23 protein-coding genes and 2 other annotated features (1 of these 25 only partly in view) are annotated in these 22985 nt (G+C 42.9%); all 23 genes read right to left on the bottom strand.

All coding sequences use genetic code 11. From position 1 onward, the window contains the following. Positions 1–45: 45 nt before the first annotated feature. Positions 46–3627: a DNA-directed RNA polymerase subunit beta gene (gene rpoB / locus G4P54_RS00680; RefSeq protein ID WP_024714043.1), complete on the bottom strand. Its 3582-nt coding sequence runs from the start codon at positions 3625–3627 to the stop codon at positions 46–48. Between the two features lie 244 nt (positions 3628–3871). After that, positions 3872–4477 (bottom strand): class I SAM-dependent methyltransferase, encoded by a 606-nt coding sequence (locus G4P54_RS00675; protein WP_240939709.1) that lies wholly within the window; start codon positions 4475–4477, stop codon positions 3872–3874. Between the two features lie 89 nt (positions 4478–4566). Next, entirely contained in the window at positions 4567–4938 is a 372-nt protein-coding gene (rplL, locus tag G4P54_RS00670; RefSeq protein WP_003156436.1) for a 50S ribosomal protein L7/L12, read from the bottom strand. A 46-nt stretch (positions 4939–4984) separates the two neighbouring features. After that, on the bottom strand, positions 4985–5485 hold the full coding sequence (gene rplJ / locus G4P54_RS00665) for a 50S ribosomal protein L10 (protein WP_024714041.1): 501 nt from the start codon (positions 5483–5485) through the stop codon (positions 4985–4987). A gap of 65 nt (positions 5486–5550) precedes the next feature. Beyond that, positions 5551–5691, bottom strand: a sequence feature (ribosomal protein L10 leader region). 45 nt (positions 5692–5736) lie between these two features. Further along, positions 5737–6435, bottom strand: coding sequence for a 50S ribosomal protein L1 (gene rplA, locus G4P54_RS00660; RefSeq protein ID WP_024714040.1), 699 nt, complete (start codon positions 6433–6435; stop codon positions 5737–5739). A 94-nt stretch (positions 6436–6529) separates the two neighbouring features. Next, a complete protein-coding gene (gene rplK, locus G4P54_RS00655) occupies positions 6530–6955 on the bottom strand; it encodes a 50S ribosomal protein L11 (protein ID WP_003156430.1) in 426 nt (141 codons plus the stop codon). Between the two features lie 167 nt (positions 6956–7122). After that, the gene (gene nusG / locus G4P54_RS00650; protein WP_010332761.1) at positions 7123–7656 is read right to left on the bottom strand and encodes a transcription termination/antitermination protein NusG; all 534 of its coding nucleotides are present in this window, start codon (positions 7654–7656) and stop codon (positions 7123–7125) included. A 178-nt stretch (positions 7657–7834) separates the two neighbouring features. Further along, positions 7835–8014, bottom strand: a complete 180-nt coding sequence (gene secE / locus G4P54_RS00645) for a preprotein translocase subunit SecE (protein ID WP_010327716.1) — start codon at positions 8012–8014, stop codon at positions 7835–7837. A 33-nt stretch (positions 8015–8047) separates the two neighbouring features. Continuing rightward, the gene (rpmG, locus tag G4P54_RS00640) at positions 8048–8197 is read right to left on the bottom strand and encodes a 50S ribosomal protein L33 (protein WP_032681880.1); all 150 of its coding nucleotides are present in this window, start codon (positions 8195–8197) and stop codon (positions 8048–8050) included. 92 nt (positions 8198–8289) lie between these two features. Then, entirely contained in the window at positions 8290–8946 is a 657-nt protein-coding gene (gene sigH / locus G4P54_RS00635; RefSeq protein WP_024714039.1) for an RNA polymerase sporulation sigma factor SigH, read from the bottom strand. 62 nt (positions 8947–9008) lie between these two features. Next, positions 9009–9521: a ribosome-dependent mRNA decay endonuclease Rae1/YacP gene (gene rae1, locus G4P54_RS00630; protein ID WP_024714038.1), complete on the bottom strand. Its 513-nt coding sequence runs from the start codon at positions 9519–9521 to the stop codon at positions 9009–9011. Between the two features lie 6 nt (positions 9522–9527). Beyond that, the gene (gene rlmB, locus G4P54_RS00625; protein WP_167871492.1) at positions 9528–10277 is read right to left on the bottom strand and encodes a 23S rRNA (guanosine(2251)-2'-O)-methyltransferase RlmB; all 750 of its coding nucleotides are present in this window, start codon (positions 10275–10277) and stop codon (positions 9528–9530) included. Next, positions 10261–10692: a mini-ribonuclease 3 gene (locus G4P54_RS00620; RefSeq protein WP_024714036.1), complete on the bottom strand. Its 432-nt coding sequence runs from the start codon at positions 10690–10692 to the stop codon at positions 10261–10263. The genes rlmB and G4P54_RS00620 overlap by 17 nt, the downstream gene beginning before the upstream one ends. A 3-nt stretch (positions 10693–10695) precedes the next feature. After that, positions 10696–12096, bottom strand: coding sequence for a cysteine--tRNA ligase (gene cysS, locus G4P54_RS00615; protein ID WP_167871491.1), 1401 nt, complete (start codon positions 12094–12096; stop codon positions 10696–10698). Further along, positions 12093–12746, bottom strand: a complete 654-nt coding sequence (gene cysE, locus G4P54_RS00610) for a serine O-acetyltransferase (protein WP_024714034.1) — start codon at positions 12744–12746, stop codon at positions 12093–12095. Before cysE ends, cysS begins: the two co-directional genes overlap by 4 nt. Before the next feature lie 70 nt (positions 12747–12816). Beyond that, positions 12817–13047 (bottom strand) — a binding site (T-box leader). A gap of 2 nt (positions 13048–13049) precedes the next feature. After that, entirely contained in the window at positions 13050–14501 is a 1452-nt protein-coding gene (gene gltX, locus G4P54_RS00605; RefSeq protein ID WP_167871490.1) for a glutamate--tRNA ligase, read from the bottom strand. A gap of 89 nt (positions 14502–14590) precedes the next feature. Beyond that, positions 14591–15067 (bottom strand): 2-C-methyl-D-erythritol 2,4-cyclodiphosphate synthase, encoded by a 477-nt coding sequence (gene ispF, locus G4P54_RS00600; protein ID WP_167871489.1) that lies wholly within the window; start codon positions 15065–15067, stop codon positions 14591–14593. Continuing rightward, positions 15060–15758 (bottom strand): 2-C-methyl-D-erythritol 4-phosphate cytidylyltransferase, encoded by a 699-nt coding sequence (ispD, locus tag G4P54_RS00595; protein ID WP_167871488.1) that lies wholly within the window; start codon positions 15756–15758, stop codon positions 15060–15062. Before ispD ends, ispF begins: the two co-directional genes overlap by 8 nt. Before the next feature lie 14 nt (positions 15759–15772). Continuing rightward, positions 15773–16873, bottom strand: coding sequence for a PIN/TRAM domain-containing protein (locus G4P54_RS00590; protein ID WP_024714030.1), 1101 nt, complete (start codon positions 16871–16873; stop codon positions 15773–15775). Between the two features lie 117 nt (positions 16874–16990). After that, positions 16991–18073, bottom strand: a complete 1083-nt coding sequence (gene disA / locus G4P54_RS00585) for a DNA integrity scanning diadenylate cyclase DisA (protein ID WP_024714029.1) — start codon at positions 18071–18073, stop codon at positions 16991–16993. Positions 18074–18076: 3 nt separating this feature from the next. After that, entirely contained in the window at positions 18077–19453 is a 1377-nt protein-coding gene (radA, locus tag G4P54_RS00580) for a DNA repair protein RadA (protein WP_024714028.1), read from the bottom strand. 91 nt (positions 19454–19544) lie between these two features. Then, the gene (gene clpC / locus G4P54_RS00575) at positions 19545–21977 is read right to left on the bottom strand and encodes an ATP-dependent protease ATP-binding subunit ClpC (protein ID WP_024714027.1); all 2433 of its coding nucleotides are present in this window, start codon (positions 21975–21977) and stop codon (positions 19545–19547) included. Beyond that, a protein-coding gene (gene mcsB, locus G4P54_RS00570; protein WP_167871487.1) for a protein-arginine kinase McsB crosses the window boundary here: on the bottom strand, positions 21974–22985 show its 3' portion. It continues 80 nt past the right edge of the window; 1012 of the gene's 1092 nt are visible here — the last part of the coding sequence; its start codon lies off the right edge, out of view; the stop codon is at positions 21974–21976. Before mcsB ends, clpC begins: the two co-directional genes overlap by 4 nt.

The raw sequence follows: 22985 nt of genomic DNA, 5'->3' as shown, positions 1-22985 counted from the left end.
ATTATCTTCGGATTAACCGATGTCACTTGCCTTTATAACTAGAGATTATTCTTTTGTTACTACATCGCGTTCAACGTCTGCAGATGCTGTTTCTTCCGGCTCTTCATCACCCGATAATGCCAGGCCGTCAGCTTGTTTCGCATCTTCTTCGTCTTCTAAGTCTCTCATTTCTATTTCTTCTTCATCACCGGAAAGGATTTTGACATCCATACCTAAGCTTTGAAGTTCTTTGATTAATACTTTGAATGATTCCGGAACACCTGGTTCTGGAACGTTATCGCCTTTAACGATGGCTTCGTATGTTTTCACACGTCCAACCACGTCATCGGACTTAACAGTCAGAATTTCTTGAAGAGTGTAAGCTGCACCATAAGCTTCAAGTGCCCAAACCTCCATCTCACCAAAACGCTGTCCGCCAAATTGCGCTTTACCGCCAAGAGGCTGCTGCGTAACAAGTGAGTAAGGACCTGTAGAGCGTGCATGAAGTTTATCGTCAACCATGTGTGCCAGTTTGATCATGTACATGATACCGACAGACACGCGGTTATCAAACGGCTCTCCAGTACGTCCGTCGTAAAGCACCGTTTTGGCGTCACGAGACATGCCGGCTTCTTCAAGTGTTTCCCAAACATCCTCTTCTCGCGCTCCATCAAATACAGGAGACGCAATGTGAATGCCGAGGTAACGAGCGGCCATACCCATATGAAGCTCCAATACCTGCCCGATGTTCATACGTGATGGTACGCCCAGCGGGTTAAGCATGATGTCAATTGGTGTGCCGTCAGGAAGGTAAGGCATATCCTCTTCAGGAAGAATCTTAGAGATAACACCTTTGTTACCGTGACGACCGGCCATTTTATCCCCTTCAGAAATCTTACGTTTCTGAACGATATATACGCGTACCAACTGGTTTACACCTGGAGGAAGTTCGTCTCCGTCTTCACGGTTGAAGACTTTAACGTCGTGGATAATTCCGCCGCCGCCGTGAGGCACACGAAGAGAAGTATCACGAACCTCGCGGGCTTTTTCACCAAAGATGGCGTGAAGAAGGCGTTCTTCAGCAGTCAGTTCGGTTACACCTTTAGGCGTTACTTTACCAACAAGAAGATCTCCGTCTTTTACTTCTGCCCCAATACGGATGATTCCGCGGTCATCAAGATTGCGAAGCGCATCTTCACCGACGTTTGGAATATCGCGAGTGATTTCTTCAGGTCCAAGTTTCGTATCACGTGCTTCTGATTCATATTCTTCAATATGGATAGATGTATAAACATCATCCTTCACAAGACGTTCACTCATGATGATGGCATCCTCATAGTTGTAGCCATCCCATGTCATGAAGCCGACCATTACGTTACGGCCAAGTGCAAGTTCACCAAGCTCCATAGAAGGACCGTCAGCAAGGATTTCTCCTTTTACTACTTCATCGCCGACACTTACGATCGGACGCTGGTTGTAGCACGTTCCTTGGTTAGAGCGGACAAATTTCAGCATGCTGTATTTATCCAAGTTTCCTTTTACTTTTTGACCGTCTACTTCTTCATAACGGCGAACCCAAACGTTTTTCGCTTCTACGCGCTCAACGATACCAGGGTGTTTACAAATAACAGCGGCACCAGAGTCTTTACCTGATACGTATTCCATACCAGTTCCAACGAATGGCGCTTCCGGCTGCATCAAAGGCACAGCCTGACGCTGCATGTTCGCTCCCATGAGGGCACGGTTGGAGTCATCGTTTTCTAAGAATGGGATACATGCAGTCGCAGCAGAAACAACCTGCTTAGGCGATACATCCATGTAGTCCACACGGTTTCTGGCAACAACGGTGTTCTCCCCGCGGAAACGGGCTACGATGCTGTCATCAATAAATGCACCTTCGTCATCAAGACGAGCGTTCGCTTGAGCGACAACATAGTTATCCTCTTCATCAGCAGTTAAGTAATCGATTCTGCCCGTTACCTTTCCTGTTTCAGGATCAACACGGCGATATGGCGTTTCGATGAAGCCAAAACGGTTTACTTTTGCATATGATGAAAGTGAGTTGATCAAACCGATGTTAGGGCCCTCAGGCGTTTCAATCGGACACATACGGCCATAGTGGGAGTAGTGAACATCACGCACTTCCATTCCGGCACGCTCACGTGTTAATCCGCCCGGTCCTAATGCTGACAGACGGCGCTTATGTGTTAATTCAGCAAGCGGGTTCGTCTGGTCCATGAATTGAGAAAGCTGAGAGCTTCCAAAGAACTCTTTAATGGACGCAATAACAGGACGAATGTTGATCAGCTGCTGAGGTGTAATTGTATTCGTATCTTGAATAGACATTCTCTCACGAACCACACGCTCCATACGGCTTAAACCGATACGGAATTGGTTTTGGAGAAGCTCACCTACAGAACGTAAACGGCGGTTTCCAAGATGATCGATATCATCTGTGTCGCCTACTCCGTGCAGCAGGTTGAAGAAGTAGCTGATAGAAGAAATAATATCAGCAGGCGTGATGTTTTTAATCTCTTCTTCAATGTAAGCATTGCCGATTACATTAATAACCTGTTCTCCTTCTTGATCAGTCGGAGCATAGATTTTAATCGATTGAAGAGTCACTTCATCTTCAACAACGCCGCCATTCGGGTACAGCTTTCTGAAACCGATTCCGTTTTCTAAGTATGGCAGTACCTTATCAAGTGTTCTTCTATCAAGAATCTGACCTTTTTCAGCCAGGATTTCTCCTGTTTCAGGATCAACAAGCGTCTCAGCAAGTCTCTGATTAAAGAGGCGATTCTTAATATGAAGTTTTTTGTTAATTTTATAGCGTCCTACATTAGCAAGATCGTATCGTTTCGGATCAAAGAAACGAGAATCAAGCAAGCTTTTCGCATTTTCTACTGTAGGCGGCTCTCCTGGACGGAGACGCTCGTAAATTTCAAGCAGCGCTTTGTCGCTGTTTTCTGTGTTGTCTTTATCAAGTGTATTTCGCAGGTATTCGTTTTCTCCTACGAGATCAAGAATCTCTTGATCGGAACCGAAGCCGAGAGCACGCAAAAGAACCGTAACCGGCAACTTACGTGTGCGATCAATGCGGACATAAACAACATCTTTCGCATCAGTTTCGTATTCTAACCATGCGCCACGGTTTGGAATGACAGTTGCGGTAAAACCTTTTTTACCGTTTTTGTCTACTTTACCACTGAAATATACACTTGGAGACCGAACAAGCTGGGAAACGATAACACGTTCCGCACCGTTAATGATAAAAGTACCTGTGTCTGTCATAATAGGGAAATCACCCATGAAGACATCTTGGTCTTTTACCTCTCCAGTTTCTTTGTTAATCAAACGAACCTTCACTCTTAGCGGAGCTGAGTAAGTCACATCGCGTTCTTTTGATTCCTCTACAGGATATTTAGGATCACCTAAACTATAATCAATGAACTCAAGAGAGAGGTTACCAGTGAAATCCTCAATTGGCGATATGTCTTGAAACATCTCTCTAAGACCCTCATCAAGAAACCACTGATAAGAAGAGGTTTGAATTTCAATGAGATTTGGTAATTCTAACACTTCGCTAATGCGAGCATAGCTTCTGCGCTGGCGGTGTCGTCCATACTGAACTAGTTGACCTGTCAACTGATTCACCCCTCAAATCATGCGTATTATATGTGTAATAAGCATTTCTTCCAAAGAAAGAAATACTTTTACAAGACAAAAGAAAAAAGGGTTTCTAATTAAGAAAACCACATCCAAAAACAAATACCGATTTTATTAGCATTTCCATACTTGTATAATTTATACATAGATATTGACAATTCATCATATCAAGCAAAATATATACATTGGCATTTTATAATGTTAACATAGCTAAAATACCGAGTCAAACTTTTTTTGCTTTTATGATATAATAGCCTTTCTTTTTTTGAACAACAGAAACTTCACCGAACAGTTCCTCGAGTTTTTCAATGGCAGAAGGCGCGCCTTGCTTTTTCTGTATGACGATCCACAACTCACCTGAAGCTTTTAAGTGTTCAGCGCTTTTCTCAAAGATAGCATGGACAACTTTTTTTCCGGCTCGGATTGGGGGATTTGTAAGAATAGAAGCAAATGTTTGAGCAGAATCAACATTCGAAAACAAATCACTTTGATAAATCTTAACGTTTGTTATTCCGTTTTGTTCCGCATTTTCATTTGATAGCTCTACAGCTCTTTCATTAACGTCAATCATGTGGATGGTCCGGTCTTTAAAGGCGCTGGCAAGCGATAGACCAATCGGGCCGTACCCGCAGCCTACATCCAGAATGCCGCCCTCAACTTCAGGATCTTCAAAAGAATCAATCAGCAAACGGGAACCGAAATCAACTTCTTTTTTAGAAAAAACCCCGCTGTCGCTGGTAAACGTGAATTCTTTATTCCGAAGCCTAAAAGACCAGGTTTGCTTGTTGCTTTTTACTGAAGGTTTTTCTGAATAATAATGCTCACTCATTATTAGAACCTCCTTTTTTTCATGTCTTAAAGAATGGCAAAGAAAAAGCTCGCCTCATAAAAGCGAGCTTCCCCTCAGGTAAGTGAAGATTACTTAACTTCTACAGAAGCGCCAACTTCTTCAAGTTTAGCTTTAAGCTCTTCAGCTTCTTCTTTAGCAATACCTTCTTTAAGAGGTTTTGGAGTGTTGTCAACAAGTTCTTTAGCTTCTTTCAAGCCAAGACCAGTGATTTCACGTACAACTTTGATAACTTTGATTTTTTGAGATCCTGCACCAGCAAGGATAAGATCGAATTCGCTTTGCTCTTCAGCAGCTCCGCCTGCAGCAGCTCCGCCAGCTACAGCTACAGGAGCAGCAGCAGTTACGCCAAATTCTTCTTCGATTGCTTTTACTAGGTCGTTCAATTCAAGTACAGTTGCTTCTTTAACGGAAGCAATGATTTCTTCGATATTTAAAGCCATTTGTAATTCCTCCATTTTTGTTTTAATTTATGAAAAACTGATTAGATTAAGCACCTTGTTCTTCTTTTTGTTCTGCCACAGCTTTTGTAGCAAGAGCAAAGTTGCGAACTGGAGCTTGAAGTACGCTAAGCAACATAGAAAGCAAGCCTTCGCGTGATGGAAGTTCAGCAAGAGCTTTCACTTCTTCAACAGTAGAAACTTTACCTTCGATAACGCCAGCTTTGATTTCAAGAGCTTCGTGATTTTTAGCGAAGTCATTAAGAACTTTAGCCGGAGCGACAACATCTTCAGTGCTGAATGCGATCGCGTTCGGTCCAGTTAAGAAATCATTCAAACCATTAAGCTCAGCTTGTTCAACCGCACGGCGAGTCATCGTATTTTTGTAAACTTTGAACTCAACGTTAGCTTCGCGAAGCTGTTTACGAAGTTCTGTTACTTCAGAAACGTTAAGTCCGCGATAATCAACGATGATCGTTGATTTGCTTTCTTTCAGTTTAGAAGCAATTTCTTCAACAACAACTTTTTTTGTATCAATTGCGCTGCTCATGGTTACACCTCCTGTAGATTCTTGTGTAACACTTATACCGTTAGGTGATCACGACCGAGACGACGGATTCCATATAAAAAGCCTCCATGAGACATGGAGGCTGTATATACAAGCATACGTAACGTAATAGCTGTGATAATATACACCTCGGTAGGATGATTAAGCGGTTAGGCCCCTACTGTCTACGGTATAAATGATATTCTATTTTACAACATTTTGAATCATATCAGAATGTTGTTGTCATGTCAATATTATTTTACGTTAAAAGTTGAAGCGTCTACTTTGACACCAGGTCCCATAGTAGATGTTACAGCAACGTTTTTCACGTAAACGCCTTTAGCTGCAGCAGGTTTAGCTTTCAGGATTGTATCGTACATTGTTGTGAAGTTCTCAACAAGTTTTTCGTCCTCGAAAGAAACTTTACCGATAGGAACATGAATGTTTCCAGCTTTATCAGCACGGTATTCAACTTTACCAGCTTTGATTTCGCCGATTGCTTTTTCAACTTCGAAAGTAACTGTACCAGTTTTAGGGTTTGGCATTAAACCTTTTGGTCCAAGCACACGACCGATTTTACCAACTTCACCCATCATGTCAGGTGTAGCTACGATTACATCGAAATCGAACCAGCCTTGTTGAATTTTGTTGATGTAGTCAGTATCGCCAACGAAATCTGCACCAGCAGCTTCAGCTTCTTTCGCTTTTTCGCCTTTTGCGAAAACGAGAACGCGCTGAGTTTTACCAGTTCCGTTTGGAAGCACGACTGCTCCACGGATTTGCTGATCGTTTTTACGAGTGTCAACCCCTAGACGAAAAGCCACTTCAACTGTAGCGTCGAATTTAGCTGTGTTTGTTTTTTTAACGAGAGCTACTGCTTCAGAAACGTCGTAAGCTTTTGAACGTTCTACAAGCTTAGCAGCTTCAACGTACTTTTTACCTTTTTTAGCCATTTTAAAATTTCCTCCTTATGTGGTTATAGCGGAATAACCTCCCACGAATAAGGGTTGCGAACTTGTGAAAACTCGCAACCCGACAAGAAACAAATTAATCCTCGATTACAATACCCATACTGCGGGCAGTACCTTCAACCATGCGCATTGCCGCTTCAACGTCTGCTGCGTTTAAGTCAGGCATTTTCGTTTCAGCGATTTCGCGTACTTTATCGCGCTTAACGGTTGCCACTTTATTACGGTTTGGTTCACCAGAACCAGACTCAATTCCAGCTGCTTTTTTAAGCAATACTGCAGCAGGTGGAGTTTTTGTAATAAATGTAAATGAACGGTCTTCGTAAACCGAAATTTCAACAGGAATGATTAAACCAGCTTGGTCAGCTGTACGAGCGTTAAACTCCTTACAGAATCCCATGATGTTAACACCGGCTTGACCAAGTGCAGGTCCAACTGGTGGTGCTGGGTTAGCTTTTCCAGCAGGAATTTGCAATTTTACAACTTTTACTACTTTTTTAGCCACGAGACACACCTCCTTAAGTCCGTGATGTGGTAATAGGGTAAACCCTCCCACTCAAGGTTTCATTCTTTATATGAATGATGAAATATCAAGCTAGTTGCCTTGGATAAGTCCAAGACGTACCTTTGCTATATTATCATTTATATATAGCAATTTCAAGTTTTTTCACATTACAATTTATCGATTTGGGTAAATTCCAGCTCAACCGGCGTTTCACGGCCGAACATATTAACGAAAACTTTGACCTTGCTTTTATCATAATCAATCTCTTCAATTGATCCTGTAAAGTTCGCAAAAGGCCCGTCTATCACTTTCACTGTCTCTTTCAGTTCAAAGTCAATATCCGTTTTGCGTTCGTCCATGCCCATTCTCTTCAAAATGGTTTCTGCTTCGCCCGGAAGCAGCGCCGTCGGTTTTGAACCAGACCCGGCAGACCCTACGAATCCCGTAACACCCGGCGTGTTGCGGACAACATACCAAGAGTCGTCTGTCATTACAATTTCAACAAGCACATAACCAGGGAATACTTTCTTTTTCACTACTTTTTTCTTGCCGTTTTTGATATCGGTTTCTTCTTCCTCAGGTACGACTACACGAAAAATTTTATCCTGCATCCCCATTGATTCAACACGTTTTTCCAAGTTGGCTTTTACTTTATTCTCATAACCAGAGTACGTGTGAACAACATACCAATTCTTTTCCATTCTCTTCAGGACTGTCCAGTCCTTCCCTCCCCGCATTTGGTTTTAGTGAATTACCATAACGCTCAAAAAAATAGGCAGCAAGCCTATGATGACTTTCATTTTAAGCCACAATAAAAAACCCGCTGAACGGGTTTTGGCAAGTGATATTATGATCTATTATAGCACGTATTGCTGATCATTATTCAACTATTAAACGAATTAATTGAGAAATTCCTGTGTCAAGGAGGGCAAAAAAGATAATAAAAAAGATAACTGTTGAAATCACCGTAATGGTATAACGCGTTAACTCTTTTCCTTTAGGCCAGCTTACCTTTTTCATTTCTTTCCCAACATCTTTAAAGAATCTCATAATACGCATGTAAAAGACCTCCACAATTTAAAAGCGCAAACACTATTTTGTCTCAAGATGAGCTGTATGTGAATTGCAAGTATTGCAGTATTTCTTTACTTCTAATCGCTCAGCCGCTGATGCAGAGCTCTTCATTGTCGTATAATTACGGTTTCCGCATGTTTTGCACGCTAACGTAATCTTTTTTCTCATGTCATTACACCTTTTTCTAAATAGACATTAGTTCTTATCTTTAGTAACATATCATAGTCAGAAAAATACTGTCAATATTACATAAATCCCTATTATAAACTGATTTCACGAATTTCCAAGTACTTCTCCAGCTTGCGTTTCACACGCTGAAGGGCATTGTCGATCGATTTCACATGGCGATTCAGCTCATCGGAAATCTCTTGATAACTTCTGCCATCGAGATATAGGACGAGTACTTTTCTCTCTAAATCACTTAATAGTTCTCCCATTTTCATTTCAATATCATCGAATTCTTCTTGATTGATAATCATTTCCTCTGGATTTAAGGTTTTCGCTCCTGAAATGACATCAAGCAGCGTTCGGTCTGATTCTTCATCAAAAATCGGTTTATCTAATGAGACGTAGGAATTCAAAGGAATATGTTTCTGGCGAGTAGCTGTCTTTATTGCGGTAATAATTTGGCGGGTGATACATAACTCTGCGAAAGCTTTGAATGAGGTAAGCTTGTCCTCTTTGAAGTCACGAATAGACTTATAGAGGCCTATCATACCTTCCTGAACAATATCCTCTCTGTCCGCTCCTATTAAAAAATAGGATCTTGCTTTAGCGCGAACAAAGTTTCGGTACTTCGTAATCAAGTAATCTAACGCATCACTGTCCCCAACATGAACCTTTTCAATGACCTGCTCGTCCTCCAACTGGCAAAACTGCTCTTTGTTGAGTTTTCCCTTGCTGTTCTGTAGATTCACTCCGATCCCCCCGGCGCACGTAGATAGAAATATTATACAGTATTGGGCAAAAAAGCGTCAACTTAATCTAATTCCCCGCGTCTCCACTTTTCAAACGTTTTCAAAACCTCTTCCGATAAAGCAATTTTACCCGCCGGCTTTTCGGAAGTGATTTTTCTTACCCGTCTCTCTATTCGCCTTTCAATCGCTTCTACCTCTCTCAAAAGCTCCCGGGCCGATTTTCGCAATGCCCCCTGTCCGAAAATCGCCCACTGCTCAGTGTAGTCAGAGGTTGCAACATGTATTTGAGTCGCAATATTATTCAAAGCCTGAGCAAGCTTTTCAATCCGCTCATCAGCCGTCTCATTTTCTTTTGTAAAAATCACTTCAACCCTGTGGTTGGTCTGTTTTTTCTCAAGCCCTTTAACGAGATGCGCGTCAAAAACAACAATTACCCTGTTTCCTGTATACGATTGATATTCCGCCATTTTCTGAATCAGTACGTCTCTCGCCTCTTCAAAACTGTTCGCTTTTAAATCCTTCAGCTGCGGCCAGGCTCCAATCATGTTGTATCCGTCTACTAACAGGATATCCATGGGTCTTTATTCCCCCAGAGGGTTTCGTTTCCGGTAAACTTCATACATCAAAAGACCAGCCGCAACAGATGCATTCAGTGAAGTTACCTTCCCGGCCATCGGGAGATTAATGAGAAAATCACACTTTTCTTTAATAAGGCGGCCCATGCCTTTTCCTTCGCTTCCGATGACTAAAGCCAGGGGCATATTGCCGTCCATATTGCGGTAATCCTCACGCGCGGATGCGTCCGTTCCGACAACCCAGATACCCCGCTCTTTCATTTCTTCCAACGTCCGCGCCAAATTGGTGACTCTTACTACAGGAATATGCTCAATTGCCCCTGTTGAAGCTTTTGCCACTGTTGTCGTCAGCCCGACAGCTCTCCGCTTTGGAATTACGATGCCATGGGCGCCGGCCGCATCAGCCGTTCTCATAATGGAACCGAGGTTATGAGGGTCTTCAAGCTCGTCCAGAATGAGGAAGAAAGGCTGTTCATTTCTTTCTTCGGCTGCTTTATATAAATCGTCCAGTTCTGCATATTCATACGCAGCAACCTGTGCCACTACGCCTTGATGCTGCCCTGTCACCATTTGATCGAGTTTTTTTCTCGGGACATACTGAATTGTGATACCCTGCTTTTTCGCAAGCTCAATCACCTGCTGCGCTTGTCCCTTTACAGTGTTTTCCGCCATCCACAGCTTATACAGCTTCCGATCTGATTTTAACGTCTCGATCACTGCATTTTTCCCTATGACGTAATCATGTTGCTGACTCATTTGTTTTCCTCCCTGACGTCCCAAATTGTATAGCTTCGGCAACGAGCTGACTAAGTCTTTCCTCTTTTTTCTCTAGAAAAAGATAGCCCAGCACCGCTTCAAATGCTGTACTATAGCGGTACGTCTGAACATCTGTATTTTTAGGTGTTGTTCCCGACTTGGCATTTCTGCCTCTTTTCAGAACCGCTTCCTCTTCTTCTGTAAAAAATGATTGATCCTGCAGATAAAATAGGATCTGAGCCTGTGATTTTGCCGAAACGATCCGGCTTGATTTCTTATGAAGATCATTTGGTTTGGTAAAACCCTGCTTAAGCAGGTGATGCCTTACATACACTTCAAAAATGGCATCACCTATATAAGCAAGCGCAAGACCGTTAAGCTGCTTTGAGTCTTTTATCGTTTCAAAATCAAGCATTCGTTATTCTCCCCGTTTCCAGCGAGTGCCTTGAGCAGTATCTTCAAGAATGATATTCATGCTTTTCAGCTGGTCGCGGATCTGGTCTGACAATGCAAAATCGCGATTCCGCCGCGCTTCGTTTCTTTTTTCGATTAAGTCTTCAATCTCTTGATCGAGAAGTTCCTGCTCACCCAATGAAAAACCGAGAACAGACACAATGCGGTCAAACATCTCGATAAATGCCTTAATCACATGATCTGCCGTATGGTCTTTCTGAAGATAATAATTGGCATGCTTCGCTAAGTCGAACAAGACAGAAATGGCATTCGCCGTATTAAAGTCATCGTCCATCGCTTCTTCGAATGCTTTGCGGTGCTCTTCTACTTTCTCCAGCCATTGATCGTCATCTTCCGTTAAATTCGTACTGCTGTTCAGACGGTGCTGAAGGTTGCTGTACGCTGTTTTTAAGCGGTTAAACGCGCTTTTCGTATTCTCCAGAAGCTCTTCTGAATAGTTAATCGGATGGCGATAATGAACAGAAAGCATAAAGAATCTCAAAAGCTGCGGATCATGCTGTTTAATAATGTCATGCACAAGCACAAAGTTGCCCAGTGACTTTGACATTTTTTCATTATCAATATTGATATAGCCATTATGGAGCCAGTACTTCGCAAACGTTTTGCCTGTCAGCGCTTCTGATTGCGCAATTTCGTTTTCATGGTGAGGGAAGGTTAAATCCTGTCCGCCAGCATGGATATCAATTTGGTCACCCAAATACTTTTTCACCATCGCTGAGCACTCAATGTGCCAGCCCGGTCGTCCTTTGCCCCAAGGGCTATCCCAAGAAATTTCTCCTTCTTTCGCCGCTTTCCACAATGCAAAATCAAGAGCATCTTCTTTTTTCTCGCCGACTCGGATGCGTGCACCTGATCTCAGTTCATCAATTGATTGCTGAGAAAGCTTTCCGTACCCTTCAAATGCTCTTGTTTTAAAATAAACGTCACCTTCTGATTCATAGGCGTAACCCTTTTTCACGAGCTGATCGACGAATTCGATAATGGCATCCATGTTTTCCATCACTCGCGGGTGAAGGTCGGCTTTTCGGCAGCCAAGCGCACCTACATCTTCAAAATATGCATTAATAAAACGCTCTGAAATGGCAGGCACATCCTCACCAAGCTCATTTGCCGCTTTAATTAATTTATCGTCTACGTCTGTGAAGTTAGAGACATACTGCACATCATAGCCTTTATACTCCAGATAGTTTCGAACCGTATCGTATACGATAGCCGGACGCGCATTCCCGATGTGAATGTAATTGTAAACTGTCGGTCCGCATACGTACATTTTCACTTTTCCCTCTTCAAGCGGAACAAACGTTTCTTTCTGTCTAGTCAATGTATTATAAAGTGTGATTGTCATTTTTGATTGATCCTTTCTTTTCTGTCTTCAAGTTCTGCCTTCAGCTCTAAAATCTGCTGTTCCAAAGACTTAAAGCGATCAGCAACCGGATCGGGCAAATCCTGATGGTTTAAATCGCGTCTTACTTTTTTTCCATTTTGTACAACAACCCGCCCAGGGATGCCGACAACTGTTGAAAAATCAGGAACATCATGCAGCACGACTGAGCCAGCGCCAATCTTTGAGCCTTCACCGACCGTAATAGAACCGAGCACTTTAGCACCTGTGGCTATCAATGCGTCATCTTTAATCGTTGGATGCCTTTTTCCCTTTTCTTTCCCCGTTCCCCCGAGGGTAACCCCCTGAAAAACGGTTACGTTATTGCCGATTTCGCATGTCTCCCCAATGACAACCCCCATGCCGTGGTCTATAAAAAATCTGCTCCCGATTGTAGCGCCGGGGTGGATTTCGATCCCGGTAAAAAATCGGCTTACCTGAGATATAAGGCGTGCAAGGAAATAAAATTTTCGTTTATATAAAGCATGTGCAATCCGATGCGACCATATAGCATGTAAACCGGAATAAGTTAAAATCACTTCAAAATAGCTTCTTGCTGCAGGATCTTGATCGAACACAGTATCAATGTCTTCTTTGAGCATTCTAAAAAACACATGCTTCCCCCCATTTCTCTATCTGATTTCCTCTTTGCCCAATAAAAAAAGCGCCTCTGCATGTAAACATGACAGAGACGCTTTAACCGCGCGGTTCCACTCTGTTTGAAAAGCAGATTTCTGCTTTTCCAACTTCAGCCTGTAACGACGGCAGCCGCCTTTGAATACTGATTCCGAAAAATGTTCTTCAAAGGTCTTAAGGGCGCACTTCTAAAACCCGGCTCATGGATCTCTCTCAGCCAACGAAGATCCTTTCTGTAAAGGCCTGAAGTTTTATACTCTTCCCTGTCAACAATCATCTATTTAGATGTTTTTTAAACGCTGAATCGCAGTCTCTTTACCGATCAATTCAATTGATTGCGGCAGTTCCGGACCGTGAGTTTGCCCTGTTACAGCAACACGGATCGGCATAAACAGTTTTTTCCCTTTATGGCCAGTTTCTTTCTGCACTGCTTTGATCGATGCTTTGATGTTATCCGGAGTAAACTCCTCAAGCTCTTCAAGCTTCGCAGCGAATGTGCTGAGCACTTCAGGAACCTGTTCCTCTTCCAGAACAGCTTTTGCTTCTTGATTATACTCGATCTCATCCGTAAAGAACAAATCAGTCAGCTCAACAATTTCCGCACCGTAGCTTAGCTGCTCATGATACAGGGAAATCAGTTTGCGAACCCACTCTTGTTTCTCAGCAGAAAGCTCAGTGCCAACTTTGCCGGCTTTTTGCAAATGCGGAAGCGTCAGTTCAACAACCTGATCAAGATCCAGCTTCTTCACATATTGGTTGTTAACCCATTTTAGCTTATGCATATCAAACAAAGCTGGTGATTTAGATAAACGGTTTACATCAAAAATTTCAATAAACTGCTCTTTTGTGAAAAGCTCTTCTTCTCCAACCGGTGACCAGCCCAGCAGGCCGATAAAGTTGAACAGCGCTTCTGGCAGGTAGCCAAGCTCTTCGTATTGCTCAATAAATTGAATAATGGATTCATCACGTTTGCTGAGCTTTTTGCGGCTTTCATTTACAATCAGCGTCATGTGTCCGAACTGAGGAACATCCCATCCGAATGCTTGATAAATCATAATTTGTTTCGGTGTGTTAGAAATATGATCCTCACCGCGCAGCACGTGTGTCATTTTCATTAAGTAGTCATCAATCGCTACCGCGAAGTTGTAAGTCGGCGTACCGTCCTTTTTCACAATAACAAAGTCGCCAATGCCATCTGTTTCGAAAGAAATTTCACCTTTTACGATATCGTTGAAGGCAATGACTTTTCCTTCCGGCACGCGGAACCGAATACTCGGCTTTCTGCCTTCAGCGATAAATTTCTCCTGTTCTTCCGGAGTCAGGTCTCTATGTTTTCCGGAATAACGCGGCATTTCTCCGCGGGCAATCTGTTCTTCACGCTCTTTTTCCAGCTCTTCTTCCGTACAGTAACATTTATAAGCAAGCCCTTTTTCAAGAAGCTCTTCATAGTATACTTTATAGATATCGTTACGCTCTGACTGACGGTATGGGCCGTACTCACCGCCGACATCCACACTCTCATCCCAGTCAATACCAAGCCATTTCAGATAATTCAGCTGGCTTTGTTCTCCGCCCTCAATGTTGCGCTTTTTATCAGTGTCCTCAACACGAATAATAAACTTACCGCCTTGATTGCGGGCAAATAAATAGTTAAAAAGCGCCGTTCTGGCATTTCCAATATGCAAATGTCCGGTTGGACTCGGTGCATAACGGACGCGTACTTCGTTTCCCATTTTCAAATACTTCCTTTCATGTCATCTATGGCCTCTGGCTAAATGTATGAATCTATTCTACCACCAAATAGACCCCGCATCAAAACAAGTTAGCTTTTTTGTATCAGTACTGTCGCCTGAGCCGCTATTCCTTCCGCCCGGCCTGTAAAGCCTAGTTTTTCTGTCGTTGTTGCTTTTACATTCACTTGAGAAACATCCGCATCAAGACCTTCAGCGATTCTTTTTCTCATATCTTCTATGTACGGCAGCATCTTCGGCTTTTGTGCAATGATGGTGCAGTCAATGTTTCCAAGGACATAACCCTTCTGTTTCACAATCCCCCAGACGTGCTGAAGTAATTTGAAAGAATCTGCGTCCTTGAACTCAGGATCAGTATCAGGAAAATGCTTGCCGATGTCGCCTTCTCCAACAGCTCCAAGACAGGCGTCAGCGACCGTATGCAGCAATACGTCTGCATCAGAATGGCCGAGCAACCCTTTTTCATAAGGGATTTCAATTCCGCCAATAATCAGAGGGCGGCCCTCCGCTAATTGATGCACATCAAATCCTTGTCCAATTCTAAACATGTTTATTCCCACTTTCTGATTCCATGATAGCTTCAGCTGACATCAAATCGTCTGGCGTTGTCAGCTTAATATTCGTATAGCTGCCTTCTACAACACGGACCGAACCGCCTGCCATCTGTTCCACGAGGCTGGCGTCATCCGTCCCTAAAAATCCTTTATGCTCCGCCTCAGCATGAGCCTGCATCAATAAAGAAAGACGAAAAGCTTGTGGCGTTTGGACAGCCCACAAGCTTGAACGTTCAATCGTCTCACTGACTTTTAAATCTTGAACGCGTTTAATCGTATCTTTTACCGGGACAGCGAGGATGGCCGCTCCTGTCTGCTCCGCTTCAGCGATCAGTTCGTCAATTTGTGTATGCTTTATAAAAGGGCGTGCCCCGTCGTGAACTAGGACAATCTTTTCTTGTTTTACGGCTTTCAGCCCTTTATAAACACTGTGCTGGCGTTCATCTCCGCCTGCCACAAGCTCAATAGCGGTTTGAAACGGATAATCGGACAGCAGTTGCTGAAATTGCTCCCGCTCCTGCTCGTTAATCACCAAAATGATTTTTTCACACGGCCGGTGACTGTCAAACACTCTCAACGTGTGAATGATCACCGGGTCTCCTTTTAGCTCAATGAACAGTTTATTTCTCCCTGCCTTCATCCGTTTCCCCTGTCCGGCTGCAGGAATGACCACATCATAACGCATTGTTTTTTCTCCCTTTACAGCGCCTTCTCCAACAGCTTGGGCTTAGCAAAAATCATTCGTCCCGCTGCTGTCTGCAGCACACTTGTAACGAGCACATCAATATGCTTGCCGATATAATTGCGTCCTTCTTCAACGACAATCATCGTACCGTCATCCAAGTAGGCAACTCCCTGATTATGCTCTTTCCCATCCTTAATGACCTGAACATTCATTTCCTCGCCAGGAAGCACAACAGGCTTGACCGCATTGGCAAGGTCATTAATGTTTAATACTGCTACCTTCTGAAGCTCGCATACTTTATTTAAATTAAAATCATTCGTTACGACGACCCCGGATGTCAGCTTAGCAAGTTTGACAAGCTTGCTGTCCACCTCCTGAATATCTTCAAAGTCGCCTTCATAAATCTCAACTTCAATATCTAATTCTTTCTGAATACGGTTCAGGATATCAAGACCGCGTCGTCCTCTGTTCCGTTTCAAAACATCTGAAGAATCAGCAATATGCTGCAATTCCTCAAGGACAAACTGCGGAATGACGATAACTCCTTCTAAAAAACCTGTCTGGCAAATATCTGCTATTCTCCCATCAATAATAACACTAGTGTCCAAAATTTTCAGCTTCTTGTCCTGAACCTCATGTTCTTCATCGCCTGTTCCTTTTTTCTTTTGCATTCTGCCGGAAATAGAAAACAGGCTGATCAATTCATCCTTTTTCTTAAAGCCCACTTGGAAGCCGAGATAACCGAGGAAGAAAGCCAAAAACACAGGGATAATTGTGCTGAATATACGATAAGGTATATTGTCTAAAGGAATAACATTTACGATAAGATAAGCAATTATAAGTCCAAAAACCAAGCCAAGACTTCCAAATAACAAATCTGGAACCGGCGCTTTTAACAATGAATCCTCTATCCACTTCACCCAGTTCACAACGTATTCTGTACCCCATATACTGATGAGAAAAAAGATAATTGCCCCTATTGCAGCAGACGTATATGCGTTTGTTAATAAAGGTATGTCCTGTATACTTAACAGTACAAACAATTCAGGTATTAAAAATATACCAACAACGCCGCCAAAGATAATGAAGAACGCCTGAACTATTCGTTTTAACATACCCCCCACCTCCTTTTTAAACATTTTTATTTCATAAAGTTTTATGCATCCTACGAATATCAGAATAAACAAAAACCAACATTAATATACCCGTATTTCATAAGGTTTTAACCGAAATCACAGCTGTCGGTCTAAATAATGTTTTTCTTGCAGTCGTTTTAATCCTTTTTTGATTTTTTGGGCTCGTACTTCACCGATTCCCTCTACTTCATCTAATTCTTCTGCACTCGCCTCAATAATCCTTGGAAGGACTCCAAATGCTTCTACCACATTTTCAACAATCGGCATCGGGAGACGCGGTATCTTATTTAACAGCCTGTATCCTCTAGGCAAGACATAATCATCAAGATTTGTAGAAGCCGGATAACCGAGCAGCTTATAAACAATGGAATCATCCAGCAGATCATAACTGGACATATCCTGAAGCTCTTTCAAGAGAACAAACGGATCTTTAATCTTTTCTTTCACATAATCCTTAATAAATAAAGCTGCCTCTTCTTCCATATCTGTAATCAGTTCGATGACCTGCAGCTTAATCAAATGACCTTCTGTCCCCAATTCCCTAATATACATGTTAATTTCATTTTTGATTCTCAATACCATTTCGTAACGGTGCATCACTGACAGAACGTCGCTGAATGTAACGAGTTCCTCAAACTCTAATGCATTCAGTGCATTAATGGTTTTGTCCAGAATCGTTTTATATTTTTCAAGAGTTTGAATGGCTTGGTTCGCTTTTGTTAAGATAAACCCTATGTCTTTTAGTGTATACTTCATGCTTTCCTGATATAACGTTATAACATTTCTTCTTTCAGAAATTGCGATCACGAGGCAGCCCGTCTGCTTAGCTACTCTTTCGGCAGTGCGGTGCCGCATTCCTGTTTCCGACGAAGAAATTGTGGCTTCAGGCATCAGCTGTGTATTGGCGTATAGGATCTTTTGACCAGAATCACTTAAAATAATCGCCCCATCCATTTTAGCCAGCTCATATAAATGCGCCGGAGAAAAAGCAGTGTTAATGTGGAAACCGCCATCCACGACTTCTTTCACTTTATCATTATATCCAAGCACAATCAGACCGCCTGTATTTGCTCTCAGTACATTTTCAATTCCGGCTCTGAGCGGAGTACCCGGAGCAACAAACTGCAATATAGATGACAGGTCTAACTCGTGTTTCGCCCCTTTTTTCTCTTTTTCCATCTATTATCCTCCTAATGAAGTACGAAGCGCCTCTGCAACATTTGCTACTCCGATAACCTCAATCCCTTTTGGTTTTGTCCATCCATCCAGATTTGCCCCGGGTATGATCATGCGCTTAAAACCAAGCTTAGCCGCTTCTTTCACACGCTGTTCAATTCTTGAAACCCGCCGGACTTCTCCGGTTAATCCCACTTCTCCTATAAAACAATCTGCAGGATTTGGAGGTGTATCTCTAAAGCTTGATGCGATGCTGATCGCAATGGCAAGATCAATTGCCGGTTCATCAAGCTTAACGCCGCCAGCCACTTTTAAATAAGCATCCTGGTTTTGCAGCAGCAGCCCCACTCTTTTTTCTAACACAGCCATTAACAGTGACACTCTGTTATGGTCTATTCCCGTTGCCATGCGCCGCGGATTGCCGAAGCTTGTTGGCGAGATGAGCGCCTGGATTTCTACGAGAATCGGTCTTGTACCTTCCATAGAAGCGGTTATGCTTGAGCCTGCGGATCCCGCTGAGCGTTCTTCTAAGAAAATCTCTGAAGGATTCAAAACCTCTGTGAGCCCCTCTTCACGCATTTCAAAAATGCCCATTTCATTAGTAGAACCAAAACGGTTTTTCACAGCCCGTAAAATACGGAAAGTATGGTGACGTTCCCCTTCAAAATATAAAACTGTGTCAACCATATGCTCCAACAGTCTCGGCCCTGCAATAGACCCTTCTTTCGTCACATGCCCTACGATAAAAATCGGGACTCCTTTTGTTTTTGCAATCTTCATCAGTTCAGCCGTACATTCTCTGACCTGTGATACACTGCCCGGAGCTGATGTGATATCGCTTTGGTAAACCGTTTGAATAGAGTCTACAACGACAAACGCTGGATTCATCTCTTCTATAGCAGACGAAATATACTCCATATCGGTTTCAGATAAAACATGCAGTGACGGATTATTAATGCCGAGGCGGTCTGCTCTCAGTTTTGTTTGTTTCACTGATTCTTCCCCTGAAATATACAGGACACTGTTTGAGGAATCTGATAATTGAGCGGAAACCTGCAGTAATAATGTTGACTTTCCGATACCAGGATCGCCGCCGATTAAAACGAGTGAGCCTTTCACGACGCCTCCGCCAAGCACTCTGTTAAACTCGCCAAGCTGGGTTTTCACCCGGGGTTCTTCTGATGTTTCAATTGATGTAATAGGTGAAGGTTTCTGTACAGTTTGAACAGAATGAGAAAAAGCCGCTCTCCGATTGGCCGGCGCTTTTTTAATCATTTCTTCCACCATTGTATTCCAAGCACCGCAGCCCGGACATTTCCCCATCCATTTTGGAGACTCGTAACCGCAGGATTGGCAGATGAATTTCGATTTTGTTTTAGCCATATATAGTGTAAGACCTCTCCCTTGTTCTATTTCTTGATATGAAAGTGAGGCATACACTTACATGCTGTATGCCTCATTTCCGTCTTCTATATTAATTCGTTTTAGCAGTCGTTTTTACGACAAATTCGCCATCTTCTACGTCAAGAACAATATGCTGTCCTTTATGAATATTTCCTCTGAGAAGTTCTTCGGATAAACGGTCCTCAACATGCTTTTGGATCGCTCTTCTTAACGGACGGGCACCGTATTCCAGGTCAACACCCTCTTCCGCGACTTTCGCTTTTGCGGCATCTGTCAACTCGATAGAAAGATCCTGTTCTTTCAATCGTTTCGTTAATTGGTCAGACATCAATGAAACGATTTCAGTGAGGTGTTTCTTCTCAAGTGAATGGAAAACAATGATTTCATCAATCCGGTTGATAAACTCCGGTCTGAACGCGCGTTTCAATTCACCCATCACTTTATCTTTCATGTCTTTATGATTCTGCGTCTCATCCTGAACATTAAAGCCGACATACTTATTGCGTTTCAGCTCACTTGCCCCGACGTTTGACGTCATAATCAGAATGGTATTGCGAAAATCGACTGTACGTCCTTTAGAATCAGTCAATCGCCCGTCTTCAAGAACTTGCAGGAGGATATTGAAGACATCAGGGTGCGCTTTCTCAATCTCATCAAGAAGCACGACAGAGTAAGGTTTTCTTCTGACTTTCTCTGTTAACTGGCCGCCTTCATCGTATCCCACATATCCCGGAGGTGAACCGACAAGCCTTGAAGTTGAGTGTTTTTCCATGTATTCAGACATATCGATTCTGATCATCGATTCTTCATCGCCGAAAATGGATTCAGCAAGTGCCCGCGCAAGCTCTGTTTTACCTACACCTGTAGGGCCTAAGAAAATGAATGAGCCGATTGGACGTTTCGGGTCCTTTAATCCTGCTCTTGCACGTCTGACTGCTTTTGCAACAGCTACAACTGCTTCATCCTGGCCGATGACACGGGAGTGAAGAATGCTCTCCATATTGAGAAGCTTATCGGTTTCAGTTTGGGCGATTTTAGATACAGGCACCCCAGTCCAGCTGGATACAACCATCGCAATATCGTCAACAGTAACCTCAGAGTTCTCCTGCCCTTGCTTCTCTTTCCATGATTTCTTCGTATCCTCTACTTGTTCGCGCAGGCGCTGCTCAGTATCACGCAAGGAAGCGGCTTTTTCAAATTCTTGGCTTTGGACTGCTGCATCCTTCTCTTTACGAACCTCATCAAGCTTCTGTTCAAGCTCTTTTAAGTTAGGAGGCGTTGTAAAGGAGCGCAGTCTCACCTTTGAACCCGCTTCATCAATCAAGTCAATGGCTTTGTCCGGAAGGAAGCGGTCAGAAATATATCTGTCAGAAAGCTTAACCGCAGCTTCAATCGCATCATCCGTAATGGAGACGCGGTGGTGAGCCTCGTATCGGTCACGCAAGCCTTTTAAAATTTGAATACTTTCATCTGCAGATGGCTGATCAACCTGAATTGGCTGAAAACGGCGTTCCAACGCTGCATCTTTTTCAATATATTTACGGTACTCATCAAGAGTTGTCGCTCCAATACACTGAAGTTCACCGCGAGCAAGTGAAGGTTTTAAAATGTTAGATGCATCAATGGCACCTTCTGCTCCGCCCGCTCCGATTAATGTGTGGAGCTCATCGATGAATAGAATGATGTTTCCTGCCTGACGAATTTCGTCCATGACCTTCTTTAGGCGATCCTCAAATTCTCCGCGGTATTTTGTGCCGGCAACAACTGTTCCCATATCTAATGTCATCACGCGTTTATCACGCAAAATTTCGGGAACTTCGTTATTGATAATCTGCTGTGCTAACCCTTCAGCAATTGCCGTTTTACCTACACCTGGTTCTCCAATAAGAACAGGGTTGTTTTTCGTTCTGCGGCTTAACACTTCAATGACACGCTGGATTTCCTTGCTTCTGCCGATAACAGGATCAAGACTGTCTTCCTTCGCAATAGCAGTTAAGTCTCTTGCCAAGCTATCAAGCGTAGGCGTATTCGCATTGCTGTTTGTTCCTGCAGCTGATGAACCTGTTTCATTGCTTCCAAGAAGCTGAAGCACTTGCTGTCTTGCTTTATTTAAGCTGACACCGAGATTATTCAGAACTCTTGCAGCAACACCTTCTCCTTCACGAATCAGACCAAGAAGAATATGTTCCGTACCAACATAAGAATGACCGAGTTTTCTTGCTTCATCCATTGAAAGCTCAATGACTTTTTTGGCTCTTGGAGTATAATGAATCGTTTGAGACATTTCCTGCCCGCGCCCGATTAAACTTTCAACTTCTTTTTGAATTTTATCTGAACCAAGACCAAGCGCTTGAAGAGCTTTAGCAGCAATTCCTTCTCCTTCTCGTACCAGACCTAATAAAATATGCTCTGTGCCAATATTATTATGACCTAAACGGAGTGCTTCTTCCTGTGCAAGCGCCAGTACTTTCTGAGCTCGTTCTGTAAATCTTCCAAACATCATATCGATTCATCCTCCTGTCTTTTCCCATTCATTTCTAAGTGAAGCCGTTCTCTGATGAGAGCCGCTCTTCGAATGTCCCTTTCGTTCGGACGCAAAGCGCCTCCCGAGTACTGCTGTAAAAATCCTGGCTGTGTCAAAATCATTAATTCGTTAAGTATGTTGCTTGAAAGTCCTTTAATAATGCCTAGGTCTATGCCTAACCGGACATCTGAAAGGCACTTTGCAGTTTCCTTTGATTCTATCATCCGGCAATTGGACAAGACCCCATAAGACCGATACACCTTATCCTCAAGTTCAGTTTTAGAAGTTTGATAAAGCGCTTCTCGGGCAGAGCGTTCTTGTTCAATCAGTTGGGCAGCAACACTGTTAAGGTCATCCACAATATCCTGCTCTGACTTACCAAGCGTGATCTGATTTGAAATTTGAAAGATATTCCCTACTGCTTCGCTGCCTTCCCCATAAATTCCTCTAACAACTAAGCCTAATTGATTAATTGCCGGTATAATTCGATTTATTTGCCTAGTTAAAACCAGTGCCGGCAAATGCATCATGACTGAAGCCCTTAATCCCGTACCTATATTTGTAGGACAGCTGGTTAAATATCCTCTTTGCTCATTGAATGCATAATCAACCTTTTCTTCAATCCAGTCGTCGACCTGGTTTGCAGCTTTCATTGCCTCTAAAAGCTGAAATCCAGGAAAAAGACATTGAATTCTAATATGATCCTCTTCATTTAGCATAATGCTTACTTCCTCGTTTTCAGAAAGCAAACAGCCGCCAAAAGGAGATTCCGTCAGATTTGGGCTGATTAGATGCTTTTCAACAAGGACACGCTTTTCTAAGGGCTGTACATCATTCATTCTGATCAAAACGAATTTGCCGATTCCGGGAATTTCTTGGTCTGAAAACTGATCTTCAAATTGCTGAATGATGGATGAGGCTTCTTCATTGGAAAACCGCGTAGGGAATCGTATATGTTCAAAGTTCCTGGCTAAACGTATGCGGCTG

Origin of the sequence: Bacillus tequilensis, from assembly GCF_012225885.1 — a bacterium.
In the GTDB taxonomy this organism is placed as follows: domain Bacteria; phylum Bacillota; class Bacilli; order Bacillales; family Bacillaceae; genus Bacillus; species Bacillus tequilensis.
The sequence above is the reverse complement of the archived record's forward strand: the minus strand, read 5'-3'. Positions and strand labels throughout refer to the sequence as shown.

Coding starts and splice junctions, on each gene's coding strand:
- nusG (WP_010332761.1), bottom strand. CDS start 7,656: ATGGAAAAGAATTGGTATGTTGTTCACACGTACTCTGGTTATGAGAAT.
- radA (WP_024714028.1), bottom strand. CDS start 19,453: ATGGCTAAAACAAAATCGAAATTCATCTGCCAATCCTGCGGTTACGAG.
- G4P54_RS00675 (WP_240939709.1), bottom strand. CDS start 4,477: ATGAGTGAGCATTATTATTCAGAAAAACCTTCAGTAAAAAGCAACAAG.
- rplJ (WP_024714041.1), bottom strand. CDS start 5,485: ATGAGCAGCGCAATTGATACAAAAAAAGTTGTTGTTGAAGAAATTGCT.
- rplL (WP_003156436.1), bottom strand. CDS start 4,938: ATGGCTTTAAATATCGAAGAAATCATTGCTTCCGTTAAAGAAGCAACT.
- rplA (WP_024714040.1), bottom strand. CDS start 6,435: ATGGCTAAAAAAGGTAAAAAGTACGTTGAAGCTGCTAAGCTTGTAGAA.
- gltX (WP_167871490.1), bottom strand. CDS start 14,501: ATGGGAAACGAAGTACGCGTCCGTTATGCACCGAGTCCAACCGGACAT.
- ispF (WP_167871489.1), bottom strand. CDS start 15,067: ATGTTTAGAATTGGACAAGGATTTGATGTGCATCAATTAGCGGAGGGC.
- disA (WP_024714029.1), bottom strand. CDS start 18,073: ATGGAAAAAGAGAAAAAAGGGGCGAAACACGAGTTAGACCTGTCATCT.
- rae1 (WP_024714038.1), bottom strand. CDS start 9,521: ATGGATATCCTGTTAGTAGACGGATACAACATGATTGGAGCCTGGCCG.
- secE (WP_010327716.1), bottom strand. CDS start 8,014: ATGCGTATTATGAGATTCTTTAAAGATGTTGGGAAAGAAATGAAAAAG.
- rlmB (WP_167871492.1), bottom strand. CDS start 10,277: ATGAGTCAGCAACATGATTACGTCATAGGGAAAAATGCAGTGATCGAG.
- ispD (WP_167871488.1), bottom strand. CDS start 15,758: ATGCGTTATGATGTGGTCATTCCTGCAGCCGGACAGGGGAAACGGATG.
- G4P54_RS00590 (WP_024714030.1), bottom strand. CDS start 16,873: ATGTTAAAACGAATAGTTCAGGCGTTCTTCATTATCTTTGGCGGCGTT.
- cysS (WP_167871491.1), bottom strand. CDS start 12,096: ATGACAATCACACTTTATAATACATTGACTAGACAGAAAGAAACGTTT.
- G4P54_RS00620 (WP_024714036.1), bottom strand. CDS start 10,692: ATGCTTGATTTTGAAACGATAAAAGACTCAAAGCAGCTTAACGGTCTT.
- rpmG (WP_032681880.1), bottom strand. CDS start 8,197: ATGAGAAAAAAGATTACGTTAGCGTGCAAAACATGCGGAAACCGTAAT.
- clpC (WP_024714027.1), bottom strand. CDS start 21,977: ATGATGTTTGGAAGATTTACAGAACGAGCTCAGAAAGTACTGGCGCTT.